This is a genomic window from Blastopirellula marina (genome assembly GCF_002967715.1).
GTDB classification, from domain to species: Bacteria; Planctomycetota; Planctomycetia; order Pirellulales; family Pirellulaceae; genus Bremerella; species Bremerella marina_B.
The window spans coordinates 524,417-544,462 of the sequence record NZ_PUIA01000016.1 but is presented as its reverse complement, the minus strand read 5'-3'; the positions used below and the strand labels follow the sequence as shown (position 1 = coordinate 544,462).

General features: G+C 56.3%; 17 protein-coding genes. 6 read left to right on the top strand and 11 right to left on the bottom strand.

Annotated elements, in window-relative coordinates:
- Positions 1-4 precede the first annotated feature (4 nt).
- Both C5Y96_RS04015 and C5Y96_RS04010 read left to right on the top strand, forming a co-directional pair.
- The gene (locus C5Y96_RS04015; protein WP_105350241.1) at positions 5-1,852 is read left to right on the top strand and encodes a polyprenyl synthetase family protein; all 1,848 of its coding nucleotides are present in this window, start codon (positions 5-7) and stop codon (positions 1,850-1,852) included.
- Between the two features lie 65 nt (positions 1,853-1,917).
- On the top strand, positions 1,918-2,463 hold the full coding sequence (locus tag C5Y96_RS04010; protein WP_233198770.1) for a hypothetical protein: 546 nt from the start codon (positions 1,918-1,920) through the stop codon (positions 2,461-2,463).
- Here the strand turns inward: C5Y96_RS04010 and C5Y96_RS04005 are convergent.
- Positions 2,460-3,851, bottom strand: a complete 1,392-nt coding sequence (locus tag C5Y96_RS04005) for an FAD-dependent oxidoreductase (RefSeq protein ID WP_105350239.1) — start codon at positions 3,849-3,851, stop codon at positions 2,460-2,462. The genes C5Y96_RS04010 and C5Y96_RS04005 overlap by 4 nt on opposite strands.
- Before the next feature lie 262 nt (positions 3,852-4,113).
- On the opposite strand from C5Y96_RS04005, the gene C5Y96_RS04000 reads away from it, so the two are divergent.
- Positions 4,114-4,338 carry a DUF3311 domain-containing protein gene (locus C5Y96_RS04000; RefSeq protein ID WP_105350238.1) on the top strand — a complete coding sequence of 75 codons (225 nt, stop codon included), beginning with the start codon at positions 4,114-4,116 and terminating at the stop codon, positions 4,336-4,338.
- Positions 4,338-6,362, top strand: coding sequence for a sodium:solute symporter (locus C5Y96_RS03995; RefSeq protein ID WP_105350237.1), 2,025 nt, complete (start codon positions 4,338-4,340; stop codon positions 6,360-6,362). The genes C5Y96_RS04000 and C5Y96_RS03995 overlap by 1 nt, the downstream gene beginning before the upstream one ends.
- A gap of 101 nt (positions 6,363-6,463) precedes the next feature.
- On the opposite strand, the gene C5Y96_RS03990 is transcribed toward C5Y96_RS03995, so the two are convergent.
- Together C5Y96_RS03990 and proB are read right to left on the bottom strand one after the other, a co-directional pair.
- The gene (locus C5Y96_RS03990) at positions 6,464-7,021 is read right to left on the bottom strand and encodes a hypothetical protein (RefSeq protein WP_105350236.1); all 558 of its coding nucleotides are present in this window, start codon (positions 7,019-7,021) and stop codon (positions 6,464-6,466) included.
- 282 nt (positions 7,022-7,303) lie between these two features.
- Positions 7,304-8,446: a glutamate 5-kinase gene (proB, locus tag C5Y96_RS03985; RefSeq protein WP_105350235.1), complete on the bottom strand. Its 1,143-nt coding sequence runs from the start codon at positions 8,444-8,446 to the stop codon at positions 7,304-7,306.
- 371 nt (positions 8,447-8,817) lie between these two features.
- On the opposite strand from proB, the gene C5Y96_RS03980 reads away from it, so the two are divergent.
- Complete coding sequence (locus C5Y96_RS03980; RefSeq protein ID WP_105350234.1) at positions 8,818-10,437, top strand: amidophosphoribosyltransferase; 1,620 nt, start codon at positions 8,818-8,820, stop codon at positions 10,435-10,437.
- 69 nt (positions 10,438-10,506) lie between these two features.
- Here C5Y96_RS03980 and trmB read toward each other — a convergent pair whose 3' ends face one another.
- From trmB to trpD, 8 genes are all read right to left on the bottom strand, one after another.
- Positions 10,507-11,211 carry a tRNA (guanosine(46)-N7)-methyltransferase TrmB gene (gene trmB, locus C5Y96_RS03975; protein WP_233198769.1) on the bottom strand — a complete coding sequence of 235 codons (705 nt, stop codon included), beginning with the start codon at positions 11,209-11,211 and terminating at the stop codon, positions 10,507-10,509.
- On the bottom strand, positions 11,177-12,034 hold the full coding sequence (locus tag C5Y96_RS03970) for a rhomboid family intramembrane serine protease (protein WP_105350232.1): 858 nt from the start codon (positions 12,032-12,034) through the stop codon (positions 11,177-11,179). Before C5Y96_RS03970 ends, trmB begins: the two co-directional genes overlap by 35 nt.
- 57 nt (positions 12,035-12,091) lie before the next feature.
- Positions 12,092-12,586 carry a 3-hydroxyacyl-ACP dehydratase FabZ family protein gene (locus C5Y96_RS03965; protein ID WP_105350231.1) on the bottom strand — a complete coding sequence of 165 codons (495 nt, stop codon included), beginning with the start codon at positions 12,584-12,586 and terminating at the stop codon, positions 12,092-12,094.
- Between the two features lie 96 nt (positions 12,587-12,682).
- A complete protein-coding gene (locus tag C5Y96_RS28100; protein ID WP_369299121.1) occupies positions 12,683-12,781 on the bottom strand; it encodes a 50S ribosomal protein bL37 in 99 nt (32 codons plus the stop codon).
- Positions 12,782-12,962: 181 nt separating this feature from the next.
- Entirely contained in the window at positions 12,963-15,800 is a 2,838-nt protein-coding gene (locus C5Y96_RS03960; RefSeq protein WP_105350230.1) for an MMPL family transporter, read from the bottom strand.
- Between the two features lie 245 nt (positions 15,801-16,045).
- The gene (locus C5Y96_RS03955; RefSeq protein ID WP_105350229.1) at positions 16,046-16,441 is read right to left on the bottom strand and encodes an STAS domain-containing protein; all 396 of its coding nucleotides are present in this window, start codon (positions 16,439-16,441) and stop codon (positions 16,046-16,048) included.
- Between the two features lie 159 nt (positions 16,442-16,600).
- On the bottom strand, positions 16,601-17,803 hold the full coding sequence (locus C5Y96_RS03950; RefSeq protein ID WP_105350228.1) for an MFS transporter: 1,203 nt from the start codon (positions 17,801-17,803) through the stop codon (positions 16,601-16,603).
- A complete protein-coding gene (gene trpD, locus C5Y96_RS03945) occupies positions 17,800-18,813 on the bottom strand; it encodes an anthranilate phosphoribosyltransferase (protein WP_233198767.1) in 1,014 nt (337 codons plus the stop codon). The genes C5Y96_RS03950 and trpD overlap by 4 nt, the downstream gene beginning before the upstream one ends.
- A 279-nt stretch (positions 18,814-19,092) precedes the next feature.
- Between trpD and C5Y96_RS03940 the strand changes: the two genes are divergently transcribed.
- Complete coding sequence (locus C5Y96_RS03940) at positions 19,093-20,040, top strand: nucleoside hydrolase (RefSeq protein ID WP_105350227.1); 948 nt, start codon at positions 19,093-19,095, stop codon at positions 20,038-20,040.
- The last annotated feature ends 6 nt before the right edge of the window (positions 20,041-20,046 follow it).

Genomic DNA, 20,046 nt, shown 5'->3' with positions numbered 1-20,046 from the left:
GCCTATGCCTTCCCCCTCCCAGCCTGAATCCAACGGTGGTGCAACGAAGCGGGTTTCCCGCCGCCGCAAAACGGCCCACCTGAAACAAGTTCCCGATCGCTTGGCGCTGCGCGAAGAGATCCGGGATCGCTGTTATCAGATCTGCGAGAAGCTCGACAAGTCACGCCCCCTCTCCAAAGACGAAATGGAGAAGATCACCCGGGCACTGCTTGAGGAGATGAACCTCCCTGAATCGTACGTAGGGTGGACCCTGGTGATGATGACCTCCGCCTTCTGGCGTGACCAGGTCTCGGCTATTCCGCCAGAGCGACGACTCTTCCTGCTGCCACACTGCCTGAAACACGCCGAAGGCTGTCCGGCCGACTACGATCAGTTCGGTCTCGACTGTAAAACCTGCGGAGCATGCAGCATCGCCGACTACCGCACCCAGGCCGAAGAACTCGGCTACCGGGTTCTCGTCGCCGAAGGCTCGCCCATCGTGATGAAGATTCTGGTGAGCGGTTATGTCGATGCGGTCGTTGGTGTGGCCTGTTTGAACGTGCTGGAGAAGGCGTTCGATAAGATCCTGCTCGCCGGTATTCCTTGCATGGCCGTTCCGCTGCATTCGAGCGACTGCCGCAATACCTCGGTCGACGAACAGTGGGTCTTCGATATGATCCACCTCCCCCACCGCGAACCGCAACAGAAGACGGCGACATACGTCCACCTGATGCGTGCGGCTCAGGAGATGTTCGATCGCCAAGAGCTGACCCGCTTGATCGCACCACAGCGTCAGACCGAAGCAACCACCAACGCCGAGCTTCGCGATCTCCCGAATATTGACCCGATTGCCGCGACCGAACGCTTGGCGATCGACTTCATTGGTCGCGGTGGCAAGTACTCGCGACCGTTCACAACGCTTGCTGTCTACGACTCGCTAACCGGCGGCCAAGGGACACTTCCCGAGGGTGCCGCCCACGTCGCGGGTTACAGCGATGCCATCAAACGCAGCGCTTTGGCAATTGAAACATTCCACAAAGCTTCGCTCGTCCACGACGACATCGAAGACGATGACGAGTTCCGCTATGGCGAGCCGACCGTCCATCGTCAGTTCGGCATTTCGACCGGCATCAACCTGGGCGACTACATGATCGGGCTTGGCTACCGCCTGGTAAGCCGCGAAGTCAAAACGCTCGGGCCAGAAGTGGTCGCCAAGATCCTCGATCAATTGGCGGAAGCCCACATGCGACTGTCGGAAGGCCAAGGGGCCGAACTGATGTGGCGCGACTCGGCCAGCAAAGAGTTGACTCCGATCGATGCGTTGAAAATATATGCGTTGAAAACTTCTCCAGCGTTCGAGGCTGCCCTGCACTGTGGGATTGCCTTGGCCAAAACGCGGGAGGATTATCGCGACGAGATGCGAAAGTTTGCCCGGCATGTCGGGGTCGCCTTCCAGATCTTGAACGACCTGAAGGACTGGCTCGGCGACTCGGACAACAAGCTTTCCGCCGGCAACGATATCATCGGCGGTCGTCCAACGGTACTGTGGGCTTTGGCTCTGCAAAACCTGAAAGAGGATCGCAAAAACGAACTCATTCAAATTGCGAACGATCCTGATTTGACCGCCGCGGCAAAGATTCAGCGGGTGCGAAGCCTTTACCTCGAAGGAGGCGTTTTCGAGGCCGCACAGCAGCTCGTGGAAAAATATCGGGCAAAAGCGGAAGAAATCGCCGATGAAATCGACCCTGAACCCTTCCGACGATTGTTGTATTATCTAGTCGATTCGATTTTGGAAACGACGGAAGATCACAAACCGACAATCGTCATCCCTACCACTACACTCGAATTCCCCTTGGCCGCGCCCACCTCATAGCCCCACCTGAATTTCCTCGTTGGCCAACTCAAGTTTCGTTTCCCTTTTAAGCAAAAGGAACCGACGTGAAACCGTCTCGCCATACGATGCCTGAGCTTAGCGAGCTGATTGCGCTCTTTTACGACAAGCCCGAGGAACTAGGCCAGTTCGAGGAAGTCTCTGCCCAGCAGACGCCTGCTCCGTTTCATCAACTGCTCGCCCACGACGAGCACATGACCGTGACCGTCGAGAACTTTCACGGCTGTCACGTGGATGTGACGGTTCTCGAGAAGCGAACCGACGGCCAGTACTACTCGCGAAAGATCCTGCTCACGCGGCAAAGTGACGGCAAGGTCGTGCAGTACGGAATCGTCCGCTTGAACTGCGACTTCTTGGCCGAAGAGCCGGCCAACGAAATCAAGAGCGAACGCATCCCGCTCGGACGTGTCCTGATCGAGCACAACGTCTTGCGAGAAGTCCAACTGACTTGCTTGTGGCACATTCAGCCGGCGAGCGAACTTCGCGAGTTGATGGGACTCGAGCCGAACGAAACGGTTTACGGACGAACGGCTCTGATCTATTGCAACGGCGAACCCGCGGTCGAACTGCTAGAGATCGTGACTCGCGATTAAGCGACCGGCTTACGAAGTTCTGCCAGCTTTTCGGAAATCGGCTTCCAGGCAACATCCTGCGGCAAGCAACCTTCTTTTGCTGCGAGTGCCGAGGTCACCCCAGCCGCTTCACCCATCGCTACCGCATTGCCGGTTACACGGTAACTGGCATGCGCGAAGAAGTCGCCACTGATGCAGCGGCCGGCCATCATCAGACCGTCGACATCGGCGGCGATTAGTGCACGCAGCGGAATATCAAACGGCTTGGCTTTGATGCCTTGACCGCTGTAGGCGGCCTTCTTGTTTTCCTCACGTGTCGCTGCATGGATATCGACACTGAACTCGCTACGGCAGATCGCGTCTTCATGCCGGGCACCTTCGCGAACATCATCCACCGTGACAAAGTACCGCCCCTTGATACGCCGGCCGTCACGTACGCCGATTTGCTCGGCCGTTGTCACCAGGCGACAGTCCCTCCAGGCTCCACCGAGCCCGCGTAGTCCCTGGCAAATATCGTACAACTCGCGACGCGCACGGATGGTGGCGTCGGTAACGGCCACGGCATCGAAGGGACGCACGCCGTACTCGTGGTTCATCATCACCGCGGCGACACTGCCTCCCATGTACCAGAGGGTAGGCTTGGCGTACGACGGGTCGAGTCCCGCTTTCTGGATGAATGCGCGAAACTCGTCTTTCGTCTGACCTCCTTTGAGCCGATCGAACTGCTGCAGGGCTTCCGGACTGGCCGTAATGATTCCCATGAGCGACATCGGCTGGCACGGGCAATCCGCATCGCGGCCGAACTCCCACTCACATGCCGCCAAAGCACCGACATCGCCATCGCCGGTCGTATCGACCACCGTGTTGGCACGCCAGGCCTGACGTCCCGATTTCGATTCGGTGATCACGCCACGCACGCGGTTGGCGGCATCTTTCTCGACGGCCACGATCCGCGTGTGATACTGCACCTTAATATTATTTTCGTCGAACAGCTCTTCCAGCAGGACCTTCATGCTTTCGACATCGTAAACATAGTTCTTCGGACCGCTGTGTCGAACCGCGTCCATTTGCTCGAGCCGACGGGGAAGCTCGGCATTGAGACCCGGCTTCTCGGCATCCATCACGTACGAGAGCATCCCGCTGGTCCACACGCCCCCTAAACAGCCGTGTGCTTCCAGTACGCGAACGGTTGCCCCGGTACGCGCGGCACTGATGGCCGTGGCGATGCCGGCAGGGCCACCGCCGCAAACCAGCACGTCGGTCGTGCCGGCCACGGGAATGGTTCGTTGGGGCTCGGTAAGTTGGTGGGGGGAATTACTGGTGGAGTCGGCCCCCTGCAAAGCAGCCGGAAGGAGGGCACCAGAGACCGAAGCGGCCAGAAGTTGACGGCGGGAAAGGGAATTCGACATGCAAAAATCTCACATGAATAGGTGGCAGGCAGGGTCATTCCAGGGAGGTAATTGGCTGGGTGACGAGGTTTAGTCTACCAGCCTGATCAGAGAGACTCCAACGCAAAACCAACTTCCCCAACCGCCTAAACTCCGAGGAAAAGTAATCAACTCGGTCTGGTATCGCGCTACCGAGGCGTTTAGAATGTGCCGATAGTTGTTTAACCAACTGTCTTCTCAACGTGTTTTGCCTGCCCCACTCCACCCTGAAGGCCGCATACCCATGAGATACGTGGTATGGCTACTAGTAGTAGCCCTCATCATCCTCCATCAAGATCTTTGGTACTGGGACGATCGCACCTTGGTTGGTGGCTTCATGCCGATCACGCTCCTGTGGCAAGCCGGCATTTCGCTCGGTGCAGGCTTTGTATGGTTTCTAGCCACCATCTTTGCCTGGCCGTCGGATCTGATTGAAGAAGCTCAACAGGAAGCTGAGGGGGGCGAATAATGGTACCGTTGATAGTTATCTGCGTTTATCTCGTATTGCTGCTGGCTTTGGGTATCTTCGCCAGCACATTGTTCCGCGGCTCGAGCCAGGACTACATGCTGGCCAGTCACTCGATTGGCCCCTTTCTGCTTTTGATGAGCCTGTTCGGCACCACCATGACCGCATTCGCACTGGTCGGTTCGACCGGCGAAGCCTATGCCGAAGGTGTGGGCGTTTACGGTTTGCTGGCTTCCTCCAGCGGTATCATTCACTCGCTTTGCTTCTTTGTGTTGGGTATCAAGCTCTGGTCCCTCGGCAAGAAGTACGGCTACACGACACAGATTCAGTTCTTTCGTGATCGCCTGCAAAGCGACAAGATTGGTATCCTGCTGTTCCCGATTCTCGTGGGCCTGGTGATTCCCTATCTGCTGATCGGCGTGATGGCTTCCGGCACGGTGGTTAGCGCGGTGAGCGAAGGCGCGTTCTCGAATATGTTTGCCGAGTACGACTACGGCGTTCCCAACTGGTTGGGTAGCCTGGTCATTTCGATCGTCGTGTTGATCTACGTTTTCTTCGGTGGCATGCGTGGTACAGCCTGGGCGAATGCCTTTCAGACGATCGTGTTCATGATCCTGGGGATCATCACCTTCTGGGTCATTTCCGACAACTTGGGTGGCGTCAAAGCGGCCTCCGAAGCGGTCGAAAAGCGAAACCCGTCGAAGCTTATGCGATCGGTCGCCGAATCGGACGAACAGAAATACGAGAAAGCCTTCGCTACCTGGCAATCGCTGGCCGAATACAACTATGCCAACAAGAAGGCCAACGGCGAACTACTGACGCCTGAGCAAAAGGCAAAAGCGATTGCCGACTACAAAGGCCCACCGATCGGCAACTGGAAGGCCCGAGCCGAAGCTAACGTTGCCGTGGCTAACAACCTGCTTAACCTTTCTGTCGCCGAAAAGAATGACGCATTCATGGAGCAAGATGACCGCGTCATGCCGAAACAGAAGCCCCAGTGGTGGGACAAGGAAGTCATGACCGGGCACGAGTTGAACGAGTATCAACGCAACGAAGATGCCGTGCTCGCCGCCTACACCGATCCGATCTACAACAAGAACATGGGGCACCCCAACGACTTGATCAATCCTGACAAGCCGGAACTGGGCACTAAGTGGACCCGCAAGCGTACCGCTGGCGTTTACCGGGCAACCAAGTGGTCGCCTGAAGAACCGCGAGCGATGTCGATGCTGGTGTTCATTACCTACATGTTTATTCCGCTTTCGGTCGGCATGTTCCCGCACTTGTTCCAGCACTGGCTGACCGCCAAGAATGCCCAGAGCTTCAAGCTACCGGTGGTTGCTCACCCGATCTTTATCGCCATCGTTTGGATTCCGTGCGTGCTGGTAGGTGTTTGGGCGACCTCCGCCGTTGTGCCTGGCACCGAGCGGGCACTCATTCCACCTCACTTCAACACCAACGCGGTGCTGCCGTTCATGGTGGCGAACATGAGTGGGCCATTCCTCAGCGGTCTGCTCACTGCAGGCGTGTTGGCGGCGATCATGTCTTCGCTCGACAGCCAGTTCCTTTGCATCGGCACGATGTTCACCGAGGACATCGTCGTGCACTACGGTGGCAAGAAACGCTTCACCGACAAGCAGGTGCTGATCATCGCTCGCTGCTTCATCATTGCGATCGTAGCGATCACGTACATCCTGAGCCTATACGAACCGCGCCGCGTGTTTACACTGGGTGTGTGGACATTCAGCGGATTCTCGAGCTTGTTCCCGCTGGTTTTCGCCGCTCTGTACTGGAAGCGTCTAACCAAGGCCGGTGCGTATGCGTGTGTGATCACGGCAATCGGCCTGTGGTGCTTGTTCTTCTATATGAGCGACATGGCCCTGAATCCGCACTTCACCGTCTTCGGCATGATGCCGGTGGCAACCATGGTGCCAGCTGCGGCGATCGCGATGATCGTCGTTTCGCTGATGACTCAGCCACCCAGCGAAGAGCACCTGGCACGCTTCTTCCCCCAGAAGAAAGCGTAAACGGCTCACCAAACGGCGAAAGTCAACTTGTAAAGTCATCAGAATCGGGAGGTCCCTGGCCTCCCGATTTATTTTTGGGCAGCGTCAATCCGCTTGATACATCAGACGTCGATTTTGACTTCCAGGTGATACAACGTCTGATTTGATCCTTTCTTCAAGTGGAACTGATACAAGTATCGAGCAAAATTGACGTGGCCCATCACGGCCATTTCAAGAACCGACTGCCCCATGAACGAATCGGTCGTTCCCTTCTCGGGGATAAGCGCCAACAGGTGAGGCAACTTCTCGAGGTCTTCGTCGGTATCGATCCGATAACCTCCCTCGAAGTCGCCGGACAAACTCACTGCGATGTCGTTAAAAATCAGCCCCTGTCCGGCCAACGTTCGATTGATCTTCAGGATGTTGTCGGCAATCAATTGACCCGCCGCCGAACCAAGCCCTTGCAGCGGCTTCGAGACAATATCAGCGACCGTCACCACGCTACCGGCACTGGCACTCACCAGCAGCTTGACCCCCTGCTTGGCGACTTGCTTGACGACAGCTTTCGCGGCGACCTCTTTGGCCTTGCTCTCGAGCTTGGGGTCCCCCTCGAACCAACCACTGTAAGACCGCGCGTAATTCAGCTTGTGGCACCTGGCCGTAATTTCGTAACCGATCACGGTAAATACTCCCCCGTATTTGGACCATATGACGAGAGTTGTTTTGAAGACAAGCAAGCGGGAAAAGGTTATCGTCACGATGACAACCAACGCAATCCAATTGCAACGGGCAAACAGCTAAGAAGTAACCGCTGCTGGAATTCGCCCCGACAACTTGGTTGTCACGTAAAGGCAGCCAGCGTTGCAAGGTATTTTGTGAGATCGTCGCAAAAGATAAGAATTAAGCGATCAAACGTGGAATTGCAAGAATTTAGATGCCCATTGCATATGATCTTTACGCCCTTAAACCCGGCTCACCGTCAGATTGTCGCGATGAATGATTTCATCGTACGGATGATGGCCGAGAATACCTTCGATCTGATCGCTTCGTTTGCCTAAGATCTTGCCGATTTCTTCCGAAGTGTAGTTCGTCAGGCCACGGGCAATTTCCTGTCCCTGTCCATTGCACACGCGGACGACATCCCCTTTCGTGAACGCCCCGCGAACCTGAGTGACACCAATCGGGAGAAGGCTCTTCCCTTTCTCGCCGAGCGCCTTCACGGCCCCGTCATCGACTATCAGTTCGCCGCGTGGTTGAACCGAATAGCCAATCCAACGCTTGCGAGGCGTGACGGCCTTACCCTGGGCGAGAAATAGCGTCCCCAGGTCTTCGCCATCCAGAAGACGTGTCAGTACGTCCGGCTGTCGACCGGAGGCGATGATCATGTTCTCGCCGGTCGAGGTCACCATCCGGGCAGCTTCTAGCTTGCTGGCCATGCCCCCCTTCGAGTGCCCCGTCTTCTTATCGCGGGCAAAGCCCATCACCTCTTCGTCCAGCTTCGGTACCACCGACAGCAGCTTCGACTCGGGCAGTTCCGGCGAGCCGTTGTACAACCCTTGGACATCGGAAAGCAGGATCAACAGCGGGGCCCGCAGCAGGTTGGTTACCCGGGCCGCCAGGCGATCGTTGTCGCCGAACGTGAGCATCAGCTCTTCGACCGCGACGGTGTCGTTCTCGTTGATAATCGGAATCGCGCCAAAGTCGAGCACACTCAGCAGCGTGTTGCGAATGTTCAGGTAACGCGTGCGGTCGTCGAGGTCTTCCGCCGTCAGCAACACCTGGGCGGCGTGGCAGCCGTTATCTCGCAAAACGCGGTCATACAGCTCGATCAGCTTGGCCTGCCCCACGGCGGCGACGGCCTGCAGCTTGGCCAGGTCGGTCGGACGCTGGGTCAAACCGAGCTGACTCATCCCGGCACCCACGGCCCCACTAGAGACCAACACCATGCGTCGTCCCGCAGCGGCCAACTGAGCAAGCTGCCTCCCCAGTTGGGTGATCTGCTGCTCACTGAGCACTCCTTGGTCGGTAGTAAGAACGCGTGTTCCTACTTTTACGACAATCGTGTGGGCCGAGGTAGCGATTTCCTGCCGCAGCAAGTCGGTCATAGTGGCAAGGTTTCAAGAAGGCACTAAGTGGGTTGGTAACGATATCTTAGAGCCTGACGAGCCACTTGCCATGGGGGTTTACGCTTTCGGGAAATGTCCTATCCGTGAATCGATTGTCCTGGCCCAGTTCCCCATTGAATCGTCTTTATGCGAGGATAGTTCTCCCTGTCGTAAATGCTTCCCACCCAACCGAGAAAAGGACTGGGGGAATCCGAGAGTTCGTGATTGCGACGGTTGAGGATTTGCACCTTCGCCCCTAAAATAATTGCGTGCTTGCTACTTCCGGCCCACGCCCCCATTCATGTCGATCCCGCTGATTCGATTTTGTCTGGGAGGGCTCTGTAAACTCGGCAGGATTGAATTGAAATTCTATGAGTGAACTCTTCCACGAATGTGGTATCGCGGCGATTTATCACCTCCCTAGCGACGAAGAGAGCCCTCTTTGTCCTGATCAAGGCCCGGAAGAAGTCTCGCGGATCATGCCGCGAATGCTGCTCGATATCCAAAATCGAGGCCAACTGGCAGCTGGATTCACCACTTACAGCCCCAATCGCAACCAGTTGATCGACACTCACCGAGACATCGGTACCGTCCAGGAAGTGTTTCGCTTGTCGCACCGCGGCAAGAGCGAATCCCTCATGAAGGAATATGCTGGCCGCGCCGCCATCGGACACGTCCGCTACGCGACCTGCGGCCAGGACGACCGCAGCTACGCCCAGCCGTTCGAGCGGCACCACCTGGTGAAGCACAAGTGGTTCAGCTTCGCGTTCAATGGACAGCTTTCTAACTACAGCGAACTTCGCGACCGTCTGCTGGCCGACGACGACCACCACCTCAGCCGCGAGACCGACACCGAAATCATCATGCACGAGCTAAGCCGTGAGATGACCGGTGAAAAGCGGATCACCATGTTCGACGCCCTTAAAAGCGCGGCACCGCGATTTGATGGGGCGTACAGCCTGGTCATGCTCAACGCCTACGGCGAAATGCTCGTGGCCCGTGATCCTTACGGTATCAAGCCGCTGTGCTATGCCGTTTCCGGCCCCCTATTCGCTGCCGCGAGCGAAAGCGTCGCCCTGATTAATATCGGCTTCGAGGAAGACGAAATCCGCAACGTCGAACCAGGCCAGGCCATCACCATTACCGATGGCAAGATCGAGGTCCGACAGTTCATCGAATCGAAGCGGAAAGCACACTGTTTCTTCGAGTGGATCTACTTCGCCAACGTGGCCAGCACTCTGGACGGACAAAGTGTCTACGTCAGCCGCACCAACCTGGGCGAAGAACTAGCTGCCATCGAACTCGAGCGGAATGATATTCCGCTAGACGACGGCGACACAATCGTCGTGCCGGTACCAGATACCAGCAAAGCGGCTGCCGACGCCATGGCGTTCAAGCTGGGCATTCCTTCCCGCGAAGGCCTGATCCGCAACCGCTATTCTGGCCGAACATTTATCGAAAGTGGCAGTAAGCGTCGCCGCGCCGCCGAAATCAAATACACCCCGCTTCGGGAAGTACTGGAAGGGAAACGCATTTTCCTCGTCGAGGACTCGATCGTCCGCAGCACCACCATGAAGGTCCTGATCAACCGTCTGCGTGAACGCGGCGGAGCGAAAGAGATCCACGTTCGCGTGGCTTGTCCTCCGATCATCGCCCCATGCTTCTACGGCATCGACATGTCGACCATCAGCGAGCTCTTCGCTCCGAAGTTCATGGGAGACAGTTACCTTCTGACCGAAGAAATGCAGGAAGCGATGGCCCAGCAACTGGGTGCCGATTCGCTGCGTTACCTGCCGGTCGACTCCATCGCCCGGGCAGTAAACCTTTCGAGTAACGAACTCTGCCAGGCATGCATTACCGGCGAGTACCCGACCGAAGGGGGCGAGCGGCTCTATCAGATCGCCTTGGAAACGAAAGACCAGGAAGAAACCGGCGGCCGCACGTACGAACGCCGAGCCGAAGAGCAAGCAGCCCAGTCGACAGGCGCTTAGCCCCCATTCAACTCCCTCTCCCGCGAAGGGAGAGAGCCTGGATGAGAGTCTACTGGATTCGGCTTAAGCCTAAGCTTCTGGCTTCAAGAACTGGCTGCGGAACACGTCCATCTCATTCTTCCGCATCCGCCGCTCGAAGTGGGTGCGGTAATCAAGATCGTGCTCGGCTGGCGTTTCTTCGACATCGATGGGACCTTGCAGCGTCGTGGCTTGGTGCAGCGTTTCCACGGCCATTTCAAAATAGTCCAGCACGTCCGTCCAGAAATGCAGTTTACCGCCGGGACGCAGGACACGCTGGATCTGCTGACAGAACTCTTCGTTCATCAAACGACGGCGATGATGCCGGGCCTTCCACCAGGGGTCGGGGAAATAAACATGCACCGCTTCCAAGCTATCGCTGGGAATGGTCTCACGAAAGATCTTCTGTCCGTCGCCATGAAACATGACCGCGTTGGTACGACCTTCCTTGGCCAATTTGTAGCCGGCGAATCGGGCATATTTGAATGCGATCTCGATACCCAGAAAGTTATGCTCGGGGCATTGGCCAGAAGCGTTCTTCATGAACAGCCCCTTACCAGTCCCCACCTCGACCTCTAGCGGCTGCTGCATGGGGAAGTAGGACTGCAGGTCAGGGCGTGTTTCGAGTACATCCGACTCGAAAAAGTGCTGAGAGAAGTCGACGTCAGGATTCAGTTTGGGAAGTGCTTTGCGGCCCATAATGGTTTCGTAATCGATAAAACTAAAAGCGGAAATCGTCGTGACGACTTGGGTCAAATTGGAACGACCGTTCCTTCTTCAAAACCGACCCGTAGGTTGTGTCCGGAATGATCAGCGACAGCAGCGGCATGATGGCCATGCCAAAGAGGAACCCGCCGATGTGTGCCCACCAGGCAACACCTCCATCGAGCCCCACCTGCAAAGCCCCCAGGCCCTGCACCAATTGAAACGTGATCCAAATGCCCAGCACGGCAAGCGCCGGCAGATCGATCATGAAGAAGATGACAAATAGAAAGAGCGCGCAACGGACCTTTGCTTTCGGATACGTCACGGCATAGGCTCCCAATATGACCGCGACGGCTCCACTGGCACCAACCGTCGGAATCAAAGCCCCGGTCGAGGATGCGGTAATCCAATGGGCAAGTGCCGCGAAAATCCCTCCCAGTAAATAAAACAACAGGTAAGGAACATGCCCTAGCCGATCCTCTACGTTGTTCCCGAAGATCCACAGGAACCACATGTTGCCTACCAGGTGAGCGATTCCAGCATGCAGAAACATCGAGGAAAAGATCGTCCCCAATGCCGCCGACATCGTGCCTGGCAGGGTCACGACCGAGTCTTCCTGGCTCCTTTCGAGAACCTCGTGTGCTTCAGGCGAGCCCTGTACGAGTTCTTCCAAATCGATTCGAACCGACTCGCCAGAACCTATCGCTTCGGTAAATCGCTCAGGTACGAAGCCGTACTCGAGAAACAGGCGATTATGCTCCAGTGGATCTAGACCCAGCATCGCCAGCAGCAGCAAAGTATTGATCGCGATCAGTCCCACCGTCACGAACGGCCAACGGCGCGTTGGGTTTTCATCGATCAGTGGGAAAAGCATGGGGAGTTACCAGCAGAGAACAGGCACGTAGTTCGCGACCGCACCCCGGGACCAGCGTTAGATCTGATCTGGCAACGGAATGCCTCGGATCACCCCTTCGGCCACCATGGTGCTTCCGACGAAACTCTGGAAAGCACACACGAGCATTCGATTAGGGCGGTAGCGAGTCTGTTTAAGAACGCACAACAGGCGATCACCAGGACGAACGATTCCGCGGAACTTGACTTCGTCCAAGCCCCCAAAGCCCATTCGCTTGCCGGGCATCAAGTCATGCACCACGACGTACCAGGTGCTGACTTGGGCAGCCATCTCGCACATCAAAACGCCTGGCATGAGCGGCATACCAGGCATGTGCCCTCGCACCCAAAAAGCATCTTCCGCGATATCTAAATATCCCGCACAGATACCTGCCTCGACATCGTCGTAAACGATGCCGGTTAGCTGTTCCATCTCGTATCGCTGAGGATTGGTCTTCCGAACCGCTTCGAGATCGGCGATTACGTTATCAAAGTCGATCGACGCAGGGTCGAGAATCAGGTCTTCTCGCGCCACCGTGAATCCTTCAGCTACCGATTAGGACAAAATGGGGTTAGTTCAACGACGTCGGCCGGATCTTCCGATCCTGGCGTCAAAGCAACAAGATCTGTCTTAGGTCTTGATGTTCTTACGCTTCGACTTGCGAGCTTTTGCATTCGCAGGACGGGCACCGTGATTGGCTTTCTTCAACTTACGATGTGGCTTGGCCATGGTTCTTACCTTGTGGTGAAAATACGTGATATAGAGGGCAAACTAAAGAGTCTGCGCCAAATTCTGGTTCAGAATCTATTTAGTATAGCAATTTGAGGACGGACCGAAAGCCCTAATGGGGGTCCGCAGAGAGTTCTCAAAAACCGTCAACCATCGTCGCAAGCACCTATCAAAGCAGCACTTAGCGATTTATCCTCGGTTCATCAAACGCATCACGCGATTCAGTATCCTCGCGTGCCGGTTCCTTCATGGGGTGCGATTTAGGCTCGTCGGGAATGCTTGCCAGCTTCCGTCCACGAGGCCGCTCACGTGCTGCCGAAGCAGTTGAGTCGAGATCGGGCACCTCTCGGCGGAAGCCGGAAAGAATCGTCAACAAACACGGAAGGACGACCAGCGACGTGAAGAGGCAACAGGCCACACCAATAGTCAGAACACGTCCCAGGCTGGCCAAACCACGGTGATCGGCCAGCATCAGCGCTCCGAAACCGATCATGGTGGTTAGCGAAGTGATAATCACGCCGGTCGCCGTCGAAGCCCCCAGAAAGTACCCCCGGCTTTGCCGCCGATAGTCGTGTACCACGTGAACACCGTCGTCGATGCCGATCCCCAGGATCAGCGGCAGAACGATCATATTGGCAGGGTTCAGGGGGATATCAGCAAATCCCTGTACGCCAAAAAGCATCAGCATGCCCAGCCCAACCGGCGTGAGCGCCAGCAGGGTATTGGTCATACTGCGGAAATCAATCAGCAAGATGATCATCACGGCGATCAGCGAGTAAACGGCAGCGTGGATGTAGCTCCGTTGCATTTGCCGCGAAGCATAGAAGGTTTGCAGGGGCTGCCCGGTCACCTTCGAGTCGACCGAAGTCACTTGCTTCACAAACCCTTCCAGCGCGTCCATATCCCAGATGCTGGCATTGGGATAGATACGCAGCAGTAACTGATTATTCTTCCCGACAAATCGCGAGACGAGCGCTTCCGGCAGATCACTGATGGTGGGTGGTTCCGGGTTTGAAATTACGGCCAACGAGTGCAGCCACTGCAATAGTTCGCCAGCGTTTCGCTGCTGGAACTGAGAGATAATCGCATTGTACTTTGGCTCCGGCATCCCTCGCAAAAGCTCGCGGATTTGTGCCAGTCGTCGGTAGGTATGCTGTGCCGCGGGGTCGTCTGGAGAAAGAAGTCGCTGCGAGTCTGCCAGGACTTGCCCCAAATGCGCTGCTTGGGGAATGGAAATCGTTGGTACGTTCTCTGGCAGTTTCTTCAGGCGTCGATCAAGATCCTCGATCATGACCAACTTCTCAGGCGAGCTATCCGGCATGAGCGACGCGATTTCTTCGACGCGATTCACCGTTGGCAGCGCCTCGAATTTCTCTTTCCGCTTCAATAGCGTCTCGCGGTCTTCGGCAATCGACAAGGCAAACCAGACACTGCGATCGGTATCGCTGATCAGCTTCTCTTCCCACTGCACGCTTTCCAGCCCTTTCGGCTGCAGGTTCAGCAGATTGTGATCGTAATGCAGCTTCGGCACGCCGATCGATAACAGCCCCACGGCCACCAGCGAAACCAACAGCGTGATCTTGGGGGTCTTCAATAGTGGCAACACCCACCAATCAAGATGCAGCGGCTTGGGCAGCTGATATCGATTGCGATGTCGATCGGCCAGCTGAATCGACGCCGGCAAGACCGTCATCGACGCGATCAGACAGACCAACAAACCACCACCGGCAATGATGCCCAGTTCGGCCACGCCGGTGAAATCAGTGAGCGATGCCGTAAAGAACGCGACCGCCGTCGTTAAACCACCAGTGACGATACCAGGGCCAATATCACGAGCAGTCTGCACCAGGGCATCGCCTGTTTTCTTTTCTTCAGCTTCCTTGAGGTATCGCGCAACATAATGCACGCCAAAGTCGATCCCCAAGCCGATCAGGATCACGCCAAACGAGACGCTTAAGATGTTCAGGTGACCGACAAATGCCGTCGCGAAGCCAACCGACATCGCGATACCCACCAACAGCGCCACAACCGCCAAAAGCGGATGTCGCAAGCCGCCAAACGACGCCATGAACAAAAACGCGACCCCCACCAGACTGATGATACTGGCCTTGGTCATATCGACCTGGCTGCGTTCCATCTCGTCGTTTTCCATGACCGGAAGCCCCGTCAGTCCGAACTTCAGACCGGGATACTTCACCTGGAAACGGTCGAGGATATTCCGCAGCTGGGCGATGGCTTCTTTGCCTTGTGCGAGTTCCGTTTTGTCCTTCACCAGACGCAACAGGATCAGCCCGAGCTGTCCTTCGTTGGCCAAAAAATAGTCCGAGTCGATCTGGCTCAAAGCATTTAACGAATCGTTCGGCGGAACGAGCACTGACCCCTGCGATTCCCCTTGCCCCATCGCGGCCAGAAGATTGCTCGCCAGACGGTCAAGCTGCTCACGGCTCTGCTCGGCCATCATCTGAGCTTGGGGCGAGTTAGGTTGACGCTGAGCAAACAGCAGTTGCTGATTCAAATTGTAGGCCAGTTGACCAACCCCCATTGAATCCCATTGCCCTTGCATCACGGGCCGCAGCCGCTGTAGTTGTTGATCGATCTTTGTCAGATCGGACTCTGGTAGAAAGTGCAGCCCCTTTTCACGCACCTTGCTGAGGCCACGTTCATGCAGGACCGCATAGAAGGACTGATCTTGAGCCATCAGCTGGGTGTACAGGTCTTCCAGTGCCGGCACGATTTCCTCACGCCCCGGCCCTTCAATGATGACCACCACGTCGTCATCGGCACCAAACTGATCGAGGTATTCGAGCCACAGCTGATTGAACCCGCTTTGCTGGTTGATCAAATCCAAGCGGCTCGTTTTGAACCCGAGATGATTGGTCGCGTAGAAGACACATAGTCCCGCCACCAGGAATGCCACCAACAGTACGACAATCGGAAAGCGCACAACCAGGCGCGTTCCCCAGGCCAGGGGCTTCGCGAGAAGCGATTTTTCTTCTGACGTTTCAGTATGCTTAGGCATGTGCCCTGATAGCTGCGCAGTACGCTTGGCGCACAGACAACTCGATGTTGCGATAAACGGATGGTGTCCAAGTTCGCAGAATCTTACGCAAACGATTAAGCGGCGCTAAGAGCGAACTGGCAGTCCAGCAATGCTAGCACAAGCACCGGACTTTCGAAGAGCGAAAAGACGGACACCCCCGCGAGCCTTGCCGGTAGCCAACCGGGACAAGGCAAACAGACTCGATCAATAGAAAGATTGTGCGGTTAGCTAAGGCCGAACCACTTGCCAATCGATGGCCCACTGAAGGCCTCGATGGCGGACTTTTCATCCTTTTGGATATCGATCACTTTGCCAATCTTCATAATCTGGAACACTTCCAGAATATTGCCGGTTACATTGCAAACTTTGAACTTGATCTTCGCATTTTTGCAATTTTTATTCAGCAGAATCAGCTTGCCGATCATAGCCGACGACATGTATTCGATGGCACGAAAGTTCAGCAGCAGCTTCTTGGCCGTCGCGGCCTCCAAAATCAGTTGCTCGAACTCCTTCCCAACGCGATCGATCGCTGTTTCGTCCAAAATCGAAGACTGGATGAATTCGGCAACGACGACGTCTTTCACGTCGCGAACTTTTAAATAGTGGTATTTGATCGCCATGGAGTCGGCTTTCTAGAAATCGCCAAATGACTACGAATGAAAAAGTTGGAACCCCTAGAAGGTTAGATAAGGACCACTAGGGAGGTCAATGGAGCCAGCCCTCTTCAGTCCTCCGATTATCCTTGCCCAGCCCAGGAAAGCAAAGCATAAACTTTGTTCTCACGAGTTTTCTGGCCCGATCGGAGGGTTCTTGGTCGCGCGAATCCATAAAATCAACCCGCTCAATGACGCTAGCGAAGCGCACCCGGCAAGTCCCAGGTACGCGGACTGCAAATGAGCGTTCTCTCCCACCAGGCCTGCCGCTATCGCTCCAATGCCATTTCCTACGGCAAATGAGACCCCATAGCAAAGGCTTCTCCGCGATCGGGGCGTGTATTTGGCGATCAAGCTGTTGAACACCGGTTGGTGCATGAAAAAGATCATTCCCCACGCGGCCACGCAGTACCATTTCCACTGTGGCGGGGCGAAGCTCATCCCAATCAGAAACGGAACCGTACTGGCACAGATCAGCATCAATTGAAACTCAAGCCGTTTGGGGCGTGCCATCTGGCCGGCCATATACTGACCAATACATCCCAAGATGAGCGAGCTAGCCGCCAGAATATTCCCGCCAATCTCTCCCTCGGTCTGGAACCCAAGTACCTTCGCGTCGGACAAGTAGCGAGGTAAAAAGCTCATTACGCCGTGGTACGACAAGCCAATCGTGCTGGACATGACCAGCAGCACCCCAAAGCTCGCCCAGTTGCCACGATCGTCGACGGCTGCCTGATCGACCTTCGAGAAAACACGTTCCGGCGACTGCAGCGTGAGGTACACAAATACCATTCCGACCGAAATCGACATCACGCCCAGAACAGCATAAAAAGCATGCCACGAGTGGGTCATGGAAAGCACGCCGGCCGCGATCAACGGCACACCACCGATCCCCAGCGAACCAAACACTCCGTGCCATCCGAGCGTCTTGGGTAGCGTCTCCGGTGTCGTTTCGTGCGAAAGAAGCGCCAGCCCCGCTGGATGATAAATGCTGGCCATCACCCCCATCAAAAACATCGAGGCAAACAGAAGCGGCAATCCCGGCAGCAGGATCGCCGTGAAGCACGTCACGCCGCCACCAAGCAAGTAAAGGGCGAGCATCCGTTTGGCCCCGTAGCGGTCGACCAGCCAGCCAGCCACCAGCGCGCCGACACCCCAAGGAAATCGCCACACCGTTTGTAGCCAGCCGGTCGTCGACGAGCCAACATCAAACTGGGCGGCAATCGACTGCTCGACACACGGCAGCGAGCCTTCCAGCACATGCACCATGGCATGGGCCGCGCAGACCGCCAGAATCAAAACGACCAGGGGTTTTCCGACAGACTTCACCCGCGGCTGACCTCCGCCAACTTGGCGAGCGTCTTCTCTGCCGCACCACTATCGATAGCAATTTCCGCGAGTCGTGCACATTCGCTGAGCGAGTCATTCTTGCCAATCGTCCAAAGAGCAGCCGCGGCGTTGATCACCACAATGTCGCGTGATCCCCCCTTCTCGCCGGAAAGCACGCGTCGAATCATGGCCGCACTTTCCTCAGGCCCTTCGACCAGCATCTCTTCTTTGCCTTGTCGCTGGATACCGAATTCTTCCGGCTGCCACACAATCGGCACCAAGCCGGCCGGTGTCGCGATCGTGACGTCGGTCGCGTCGCTGATGGTGACTTCGTCCATGCCATCGCGCCCGGTCACAAACACCGCTTTGGTCGTCCCCAGTTTCTGTAGTGCGCTGGCCAGCAGTTCGCGATATTCCGGACGCCCCACCCCTAGCAGCTGATAGGGAGCATTGGCCGGATTGCATAGCGGTCCTAATAGATTGAAGATCGTCGGCACGCCTAATTGTTTTCGCACAGCAGCTACGTGCTTCATCGAACCATGCATCAGGGGTGCAAAACAGAAGCAGATGCCGACTTCGTTTAAACACTTTTCGATCGTCGGCACGTCGGCCTCGATGTTGACCCCCAGACGGGAAAGAACGTCCGCACTGCCAGACTTGCTCGTAACGCCGCGATTGCCATGCTTGGCAACCGTGACCCCGGCCGCGGCAATCACCAGCGCCGTGGCCGTGCTGATATTGAAGGTTCCGCTTCGGTCTCCCCCCGTGCCACAGGTATCAATAAAGTCCTCGCTGGGAGATTGAATGGTGACCATGTGGCTGCGCATCGCGGTCGCGGCACCGGCAATTTCGTCGACGCACGGTCCCTTATCATTTAAGGCCAACAGAAAAGAGCCGATGTCGTCATCACTCCAGGCGCCTTCCATCATTTGACCGATGGCCCCAGCCATTTCATCGAGTGAGAGATCTGTCCCGGACCGTACCTTGGCGATTACTTCTGAATGCGACAACCGATCAACTCCCCGGGTTTGGGCCTGGTGCGTATGCGAAATCCGTCATTTTAGTCCCCACGGTGCCTATGTCCTAGCCACGATTATCTCTGCCGTCGAAAGGCAAAAACTGTTATAACATGGCGATGTCGACCCGGGTGGCCCGTCTGAAGGACTAACCTGTTCGGCATGCGTTGAACCGGAATTGGACGCTGCGTGCCCTGCAAACGATGGTCACGCCACCCCCAAAGTCGGCATCTTCAAGTACACGCACCATGAAGGCAGGAGGTTCCGTCCATTATGTCCAGGAAGGTCATTATCGACTGTGATCCCGGCATCGATGACGCCGTCGCGCTCATGATCGCCCTCTTTGATCCGCGTCTGGATGTCATTGCGGTCACCTCTACCGCCGGCAACGTCAACGCCGATCAGGCCTACACCAACCTGCAAGCTCTTGTCGAGTGCTTGGACCCGCCACGACGTCCCCGCATCGCTATGGGGCCGGGTCCACGACTCGCCCCGCCGGTCGATTCAACCTTTTTGCACGGAAGTGATGGGCTGGCCGAAATCCACTTGAACGTCGCCAAGCTGCATCAAACACATTCGGCCGAAAAACTGATTAGCGACGAAGTCCGAGCTTACCCCGAAGAGGTCACCATCCTTTGCCTCGGGCCGATGACGAACGTGGCGAACTGCCTACAGCGTGATCCCACATTTGCCTCGCAGGTCGGACAAATCATCATCATGGGAGGTTCGGTCCATGGCATCGGCAACGTAACCCCCTGTGCCGAGTTCAACTGCCACTTCGATGCGGAAAGTGCCCGCCGCGTGCTGCACTCGAAGACGACCAAAACGTTGGTCCCGCTCGATATTACCAGCCAGGTCACCTTCGCCATCGACCTGTTGGATCACATTCCCAAGCAGGAATCGCGGGTCACGAATCTGCTGAATCAGATCCTGCCGTTCTCGTTCCGCTCGCATCGACGCCACCTGGCCCAGGAAGGCATCTGCCTGAACGACGCCGTCGCATTGGTTGCCCTGCTGCAGCCAGAATTGTTCGAGTCGGTTCCCATGGCCGGCGACGTGGAAACGCAAGGCGACCTGACGCTCGGCGCGACGATCTTCGATCAGCGAACGGTAAAGACCTGGACGCCCAATATGGAAGTGATGACCAGCGTCGACGCCGCTGGCGTGAAAGACTGTATCATTCGAGGGCTCATTCAAGCCGTCAAAGAAACGGCTGAATAATTCGCG